Source organism: Dolichospermum circinale AWQC131C, assembly GCF_000426905.1.
Classification (GTDB): Bacteria; Cyanobacteriota; Cyanobacteriia; order Cyanobacteriales; family Nostocaceae; genus Dolichospermum; species Dolichospermum circinale.
Window position 1 is genome coordinate 119,210 of record NZ_KE384588.1, and the last position, 7,146, is coordinate 126,355.

Annotated in this window: 5 protein-coding genes; 1 reads left to right on the forward strand and 4 read right to left on the reverse strand. The window is 36.3% G+C overall.

From position 1 onward, the window contains the following. Position 1: 1 nt before the first annotated feature. Positions 2 to 1,249 (reverse strand): hypothetical protein, encoded by a 1,248-nt coding sequence (locus ACIR131C_RS0101750; RefSeq protein WP_028088822.1) that lies wholly within the window; start codon positions 1,247 to 1,249, stop codon positions 2 to 4. Between the two features lie 199 nt (positions 1,250 to 1,448). After that, on the reverse strand, positions 1,449 to 1,796 hold the full coding sequence (gene patD, locus ACIR131C_RS0101755; protein ID WP_028088823.1) for a heterocyst frequency control protein PatD: 348 nt from the start codon (positions 1,794 to 1,796) through the stop codon (positions 1,449 to 1,451). A gap of 300 nt (positions 1,797 to 2,096) precedes the next feature. Between patD and ACIR131C_RS0101760 the strand changes: the two genes are divergently transcribed. Next, a complete protein-coding gene (locus ACIR131C_RS0101760; RefSeq protein WP_028088824.1) occupies positions 2,097 to 4,379 on the forward strand; it encodes a RelA/SpoT family protein in 2,283 nt (760 codons plus the stop codon). Between the two features lie 194 nt (positions 4,380 to 4,573). Here ACIR131C_RS0101760 and ACIR131C_RS0101765 read toward each other — a convergent pair whose 3' ends face one another. Continuing rightward, entirely contained in the window at positions 4,574 to 5,932 is a 1,359-nt protein-coding gene (locus ACIR131C_RS0101765; RefSeq protein ID WP_028088825.1) for a cysteine desulfurase-like protein, read from the reverse strand. 206 nt (positions 5,933 to 6,138) lie between these two features. Continuing rightward, positions 6,139 to 7,029 (reverse strand): ATP adenylyltransferase family protein, encoded by an 891-nt coding sequence (locus tag ACIR131C_RS0101775; protein ID WP_028088826.1) that lies wholly within the window; start codon positions 7,027 to 7,029, stop codon positions 6,139 to 6,141. Between the last annotated feature and the right edge of the window lie 117 nt (positions 7,030 to 7,146).

Genomic DNA, 7,146 nt, shown 5'->3' on the forward strand with positions numbered 1-7,146 from the left:
TTTAATTCTGTTCTACGGGACTAGAATTTTGATCAGCGCCACAATGATAACAATAAGGTAATCCTCTATAGGTCAAATTATGGCAATTATGGCATTCAATATATTGATCATAACCACAGTGGGGACAGTAACTATCTCGTGGACGAATTTTTTTGGCACAGCGAATACACCTTGATTTTTGAATTCTTTTGGTGGACTGAATTTTGGTATTAAATACAACGGTTTGGAAAAATTTAATGATCCCAAAACCAAGTACAGGAATTACCAAAATATAAAGGTAACGCAGGAGGAAGATTAACCCTGCAAACAGACGATTAATGAGATTAGATAAATATTGAAATATGACACCAATTTGCAGAAATTCAAATATTTTTAGAACTAGAGGAATGAGAAATATAACTAGCAAATGCCAGCTTATGAGGCTTATTAATCCATATCCTTGGCGTTGACTGAAGTTATTAACGAATAATGCAACCAAAATCAAGGGCAATAGGAACATGGACTGAAATAGAAATTGAATGCTAGAATACCAAAATGATGCGTCTTGATGACCTTTTGCAACTTGGTTAAATTTAGTTTCGTCCTTGACAAAAGAGAGGAAATTAATACTTTCAGGTTTGTTCAGCAGTTGATTTTGTAGATTAGCAATTTCTTGTTTTAATACAGAAATATTGCGGTTATTTTGCGTTAATTCTTGTTTAGCTTTTTCCGCTCGTACTTGATTAATAGAATTACCTGAAGGCTGACCAGCAATTTTTTCTAAAAGTGTGGAATCGTATTGTTGACGAATTGTATTATTGGCCTGTTGGAGTTGATTAATCTTATCTTGTTTCTGATTTATCGTTTTGAGAATTTTCTGATTTTCAGGATTGTTTAGTTGATCTTTAAATTCTCCATAATTTAAACATATTGGCGAAACTTTACCCAAATGTCTGTTTTCTGCATCTTGATATCTTTGTTGAATTGTTTGCTCATTGCTACCATAAGGTAATTCACTGATCAGAAATTGATAATCTTTATTTGTCCTAGTATCTGCTTTATAATCGTTCCATTCAGAATAGCATGGATAAGACTGAGACGGGCTAAGATACCATTGACTAATATCATTTAAACCCGTAAAAACGTTAATTAAAATGAAAATATCAACTAAAATAATTACTATCAAACTCACTTTATTTAGTGGTTCGTTGTTCACTGTGCGAGAATTATTGAAAAATCTACTTAAAAGACTACGTATTCTATTAAACATATAACTATCCTGTATTTATTTAAGTTGATGGACTATCAAGAAACACAGCCTGATCATCGGTGTTACTGAAATTAATTTACCATTTTTCTATGACTTTAATAGTTTTTTTTGTTAAGTTTTATATACTTATTCAGTAGTTAGTTCTATCTTTGGTGAGTAAGTTAAATTCATTTAATTTCAGTATATTTGTAGTTTATGATTACTTGTCTGCCAATGGCTGAATAATAGCTTGACAATATCTAATTAAAGTATCAATGCGTTCTTCAATATTCTTTAATCTAGCCTGTAGCGTTGTTGAATGCCTTGCCCCTTGGAGAAACATTATATCCACTTCCAAGAGTCGCAACTGTTTACTTATTTCCGTTTTATAGGACAGTTGCTGGGAATTTTCATCAACTAAGGGAACAATTTGCTGTAAAAAAAATGTTTGTAAATGGGTGAAATTTAACCGTAATTGACTAGTATTGAGTTTATCGGCTGTTATATGAGTTCGTAACTCGTCTATAAATGTTGCCAATTCCTGATATTTATCACAATTTAAAGACATTTGTTGCCAGTTAGGATAATATTAATGTCAAGAAAATTTTCTCATACAACTCAACTTTCTTTTGTTTTTGCTGAAAATCACCAGCCTTGAATTTTACTTTTGGGGCTTGGTTTATCGTCAATAGGTTTTTCTGACCATATTTGCAAGCAACCTGTAATGGATGATAACTACAAACAATACAATTAGAACATTATCTTTCTCACCTTATCTCTAAGCCTCCAGGCAACAGCATCTATTTTATGGCGGTGCTGTCAATTTTAACTATCTTCCAACTTATCCACAAATTACCTTTTTGATTTTATGAGTAGTATAGCTATCAAACCTCCTACTGATGTCGTTCTCCCAGACTGGCTTAACAGATGTTTAATTGAACCTCCAGCACCCATACTCACGGAGGAAGAGGACCGAACGTATAACGGTAACGCTCTCATTTGTCGAGCATTTCAGTTTGCTTATCAATTACATGGGGGTCAAACCCGAAAATCTGGAGAACCTTATATTGCTCACCCTGTGGCTGTGGCAGAAATACTCCGTGAATTAGGTGGTAGTCCTGTTATGATAGCAGCGGGCTTACTTCATGATGTAGTTGAAGATACAGAAGTTACAGGTGAAGACATAGAAGCACGCTTTGGAGGAGAGGTGCGGCGATTGGTAGAAGGTGTTACTAAGCTGTCGAAAATTAATTTTACCAGCAAAACCGAAAGTCAAGCGGAAAATTTCCGGCGAATGTTTCTGGCTATGGCCCAAGATATTCGGGTAATTGTGGTCAAATTGGCAGACCGTTTGCATAATATGCGGACTCTTCAATATATGCCAGAATCTAGTCGTCAACGTAGCGCCCAGGAAACACGAGATATTTTCGCACCTTTGGCGAATCGTTTAGGAATTTGGCAGATTAAATGGGAATTAGAAGACCTAGCATTCAAATATTTAGAACCGGAGGCCTATCGAGAAACTCAGCAATGTGTGGCTGAAAAACGCACGGACAGGGAAGAAAAGTTACTTAAAGCTACGGAGACTCTGCGCCGTCGGTTACTGAAAGCGCGTATTAATTGTTTGGAAATTAGCGGTCGTCCTAAACACCTTTATAGTATTTATCAAAAAATGCGGCGGCAGCAAAAGGAATTTCATGAAATTTATGATTTGGCGGCGCTGCGAATTATTGTCCAAACTAATGAAGAATGCTATCGAGCTTTAGCGGTGGTTCATGATACTTTTCGTCCCATCCCTGGTAGATTTAAGGATTATATAGGTCTGCCTAAACCAAACAATTATCAATCTCTACATACTGGGGTAATTGGTTTGACAGGGCGACCCTTAGAAGTGCAAATTCGCACTCTGGAAATGCACCATATCGCAGAATACGGAATTGCTGCTCATTGGAAGTATAAAGAAACGGGTGGTTCTGAGAATACTAACTTAACAAGTTCTGATGAAAAATTTACTTGGTTACGCCAATTGCTAGATTGGCAAAGTGACTTAAAAGATGCTCAGGAATACTTAGATAGTGTGAAAGATAATCTGTTTGAAGATGGTGTTTATGTCTTCACTCCCAAGGGGGATGTTATTCCTTTAAGTCCTGGTTCTACAAGTATAGATTTTGCCTATCGCATTCATACAGAAATCGGAAACCACTGTGCAGGGGCGCGGATAAATGGGCGCATTGTTCCCTTATCAACGCGATTGCATAATGGTGATATTGTTGACATTATTACCCAAAAAAATTGTCATCCCAGTTTAGATTGGTTAAATTTTGTTAGCACCTCAGCGGCGAAGTATCGTATTAAACAATGGTATAAGCGATCGCGCCGAGAAGAAAATATCGCCAGGGGACGGGATTTATTAGAAAAAGAATTGGGGAAAACTGGTTTTGAGAACTTACTCAAGTCAGAGGCTATGCAGACTGTGGCGGAAAAGTGTAATTATCACAGTGTAGAAGATTTACTGGCTAGTTTAGGTTATGGGGAAGTTACCTTAAATCTAGTCCTGAACCGTTGGCGGGAAGTTGTTAAAGGTAAACAACCTGTTACTGATATGATCCCATTTCTCGCCAAGGAATTAACAGCAAAAACTTTGCGCCAGGAAAAAACTGATTTATTATCTACATACCGTGCTAGTGATTCCCCTATTATTGGGGTGGAGGGGTTAGTTTATCATATCGCCGGTTGTTGTACCCCCATTCCTGGAGAAGCAATTGTGGGCGCTGTGACAAGGGGAAGAGGAATTTCTATACACCGCCAAGGTTGTCATAATCTAGATCATGTTGAATATGAGCGTTTAGTACCAGTGCGTTGGAATTCAGTTACAGAGAGCCAAAATCGTCCTTATACATATCCTGTTAATATGCAAATTGAGGCATTGGATAGAGTTGGAGTATTAAAAGATGTATTGTCTCGACTAAGCGACCAGGGTATCAATGTCCGTCACGCTCAAGTTAAAACTTCCTTGGGAGAACCAGCTTTAATTGATTTAGGAATTGATGTGCGCGATTGTTCTCAATTGGAACGTTTATTTGTTCAACTGAGAAAAATGAGCGATATTATTAATATACGTCGTGTCTGTGAAGCTGATGACTGTGGATGAATTAAAAATTAATAAAGGGTATTGGGCGAATAGAAGTCGCTACTACACAAGCAAAGTCCACCTCCGTGGACTAATTAGGGTTTAATGAGACTAAGTAGGTGAACGGAAAAAAAGCGACATAAGTAACGAAAAGTAAAGTTGCTCAAAACCTGTCACCTGTCACCTGTTCCCTGTTCCCTGTTCCCTGTTCCCTCTTAAACAATTTCATTGAGGGTTTGTAATAGTTGATCTATTTCTTCAACTGTGTTATAATGAGCTAATCCTATCCGCAATAATCCACCAGATGTTTCTACATCTAATTTTTCCGTGAGGTTAATTGCATAAAAATTTCCGTACCAAACAAATATTCCCTTTTCTCCTAATATTTGGGCTATGGTTGCGGGGGTTTTTCCTGCTATGCGAATAGATACTGTTGGTGTCCGCCATTTAAATTGGCTGGGTTCTGTAATACCATATAAGCGTAAACCAGGGATTTTTAATAAGCCTGAAATTAGCTTTTTACTTAATTCTCTTTCATATTGTTGAATGGCTGACATTGCTGTTATTAAAGCTGCTCGCCGACTATGATAAGCTGATATTAATTCATGATTTTTTTGTTCTGGTGCTGTCAAAAATCGAGGACAATGGAAGGTAGTTAAACCTTCTCTGTCGGCTTCTATTAAGGAGGAAAGTAATTCATTATCTAAGTTTGGGGAAACATGACAACCTAATTTGGCTAAATAATTAATCGCTGCTACTAACCCCGCTAAACCTTCATGATTTAAAGTTCCTGTTTCCCATTTTGAGGGAATTTCTTCTGTTGCTGGTTGAACTTTATAAGGAGAAAATCTGGTTAAATGTTCTCTTTTTCCGTAGACAATTCCTACATGGGGCGCGAAGAATTTGTAAGCAGAACAGGCTAGAAAATCACAATCTAAATGATGAACATTAATCAGTCCATGGGGCGCGTAATGGACAGCATCAACATATACTAAAGCCCCGACATTGTGGGCTATTTTGACTATTTTACTAATATCATTAATTGTCCCCACGGCGTTAGAAGCATAGGTAACTGCTACTAATTTGGTGCGGGAATTTATCTTTTTTTCTAAATCATACAAATCTAAAGTACAGTCAGAAGTATTAATATCAACAGCACGAATAATTACACCTTTCTCTGCTAAAGCATACCAAGGAGAAATATTCGCAGCATGATCTAAGTCTGTAACGATAATTTCATCACCAGCTTGTAATTCTCTACCAATAGCGCGACTCACAGAGAAGGTGAGAGTGGTCATATTTGCGCCAAATACTATTTCATCATTATCGCATCCTAAGAAGTCAGCGATCGCTGCTCTGGCCGAAGTAATTAAAGCATCTGTTCGCAAACTAGTAGCAAAAGTACCATGAACATTCGCATTTGATCTAACTAAATAATCACTAATTGCGTCTAAAACTCCACCAGGAACTTGTGTTCCCCCTGGTCCATCAAAGAAAATTGCTGGCTTTTTGTTGATTGTTTGTGTCAGTGCGGGAAACTGAGAACGAATCCATTTTATATCTAGAGATTCCATAATTTTTCCCCTTTTTATGATTTTTGTTCCGCGTAAAGCTACAAGATGTGAGTATAGCAATTCTCGATGGGTTGTGAATGGATTTTTTTTGAACGAACCACAGAGGACACAGAGGACACAGAGGTAGAGAAAAAAGAGGTATTCACGTCTGATTTAGGATTGCTATATATTAGCTTATATTTTACTTTAATATTTTACTCTAATATTTAATTTTTTTCTATGGGAAAAGCAACATTGGTTAAAATATTAATTGGGTTGATGTTTTTGAGTAGTTCCATTTGTTGTTGATTTTTGACTAATAATGCACCTGCAAAACCTAGAGAATTTATGGAAATTTCTGCAAATTCTTCTTGTTTTCGCGGCACAATTAACATCCATTTTCGTGTAATTAAAAGATTATATGCTCCCGATTGTAGATGATTTTCTAGAGGTTTAATTCCCGTTTTATGTAGTAAATTATGATATTTTTCTAAGGTTACTTCTGCACTTTCTCCCATTTTAAGAGTAGTGAAAGCGTGTAAAAAGGGAAATTCTGGAATAGTTCCCAGATCATTTTCTAATTTTGCTGTTTTTAAAAGTGGGGAAATAGGAATATCTGTTTCTGAAAAAGGGACAATTTGTAAATGTTTATGTCGTTGACTCGCACCAGCTAGTTTACCACCATTGTAAAATACTAAACCTTCAAATTCTCCTAAACAAGTCCACATTGCTGTAAAATCTTCTAGGGTGAGTAAGGTTTCTTGTTGTTCAAAAATGCGGGTGATAATTAACAAATGATTATCCACAACATTGAACTTATTTAAAATACAAACATGAGTAGAAGAAATATCTGCTACAAATAAATCTTCTTCATAAGGTAAAAAAGGATTAAATTCTTTACCAGTTTTAGCAGCTTTTTGATCTTGTTTTTCTTTATCGGCTTTTTTGCGGTTGAGATTTGCTAAAATTCTGACTATAAATTGTACTCCATCTTGTTCAATAATTTCCAATTCTGTGGGAATAGATTTTAAAGCTCCAGATTTTAAAGCCTGTTCTGTTGTAGTTTTGATGCTTGTCCATAATGTACCGGGTTCAAGGAGGATTTTTAGCTGATTCATATTTTATATCATCAATTACTCAATTTATAAACCAAATCTGATTTCTCTATATTATACAGGACTTACGCAAAATATCTCTCAAATCCTCATTTCTCCGTGACCTCTGTGCCTGGAGTG

Coding starts and splice junctions, on each gene's coding strand:
- ACIR131C_RS0101750 (WP_028088822.1), bottom strand. CDS start 1,249: ATGTTTAATAGAATACGTAGTCTTTTAAGTAGATTTTTCAATAATTCT.
- patD (WP_028088823.1), bottom strand. CDS start 1,796: ATGTCTTTAAATTGTGATAAATATCAGGAATTGGCAACATTTATAGAC.
- ACIR131C_RS0101775 (WP_028088826.1), bottom strand. CDS start 7,029: ATGAATCAGCTAAAAATCCTCCTTGAACCCGGTACATTATGGACAAGC.
- ACIR131C_RS0101765 (WP_028088825.1), bottom strand. CDS start 5,932: ATGGAATCTCTAGATATAAAATGGATTCGTTCTCAGTTTCCCGCACTG.
- ACIR131C_RS0101760 (WP_028088824.1), top strand. CDS start 2,097: ATGAGTAGTATAGCTATCAAACCTCCTACTGATGTCGTTCTCCCAGAC.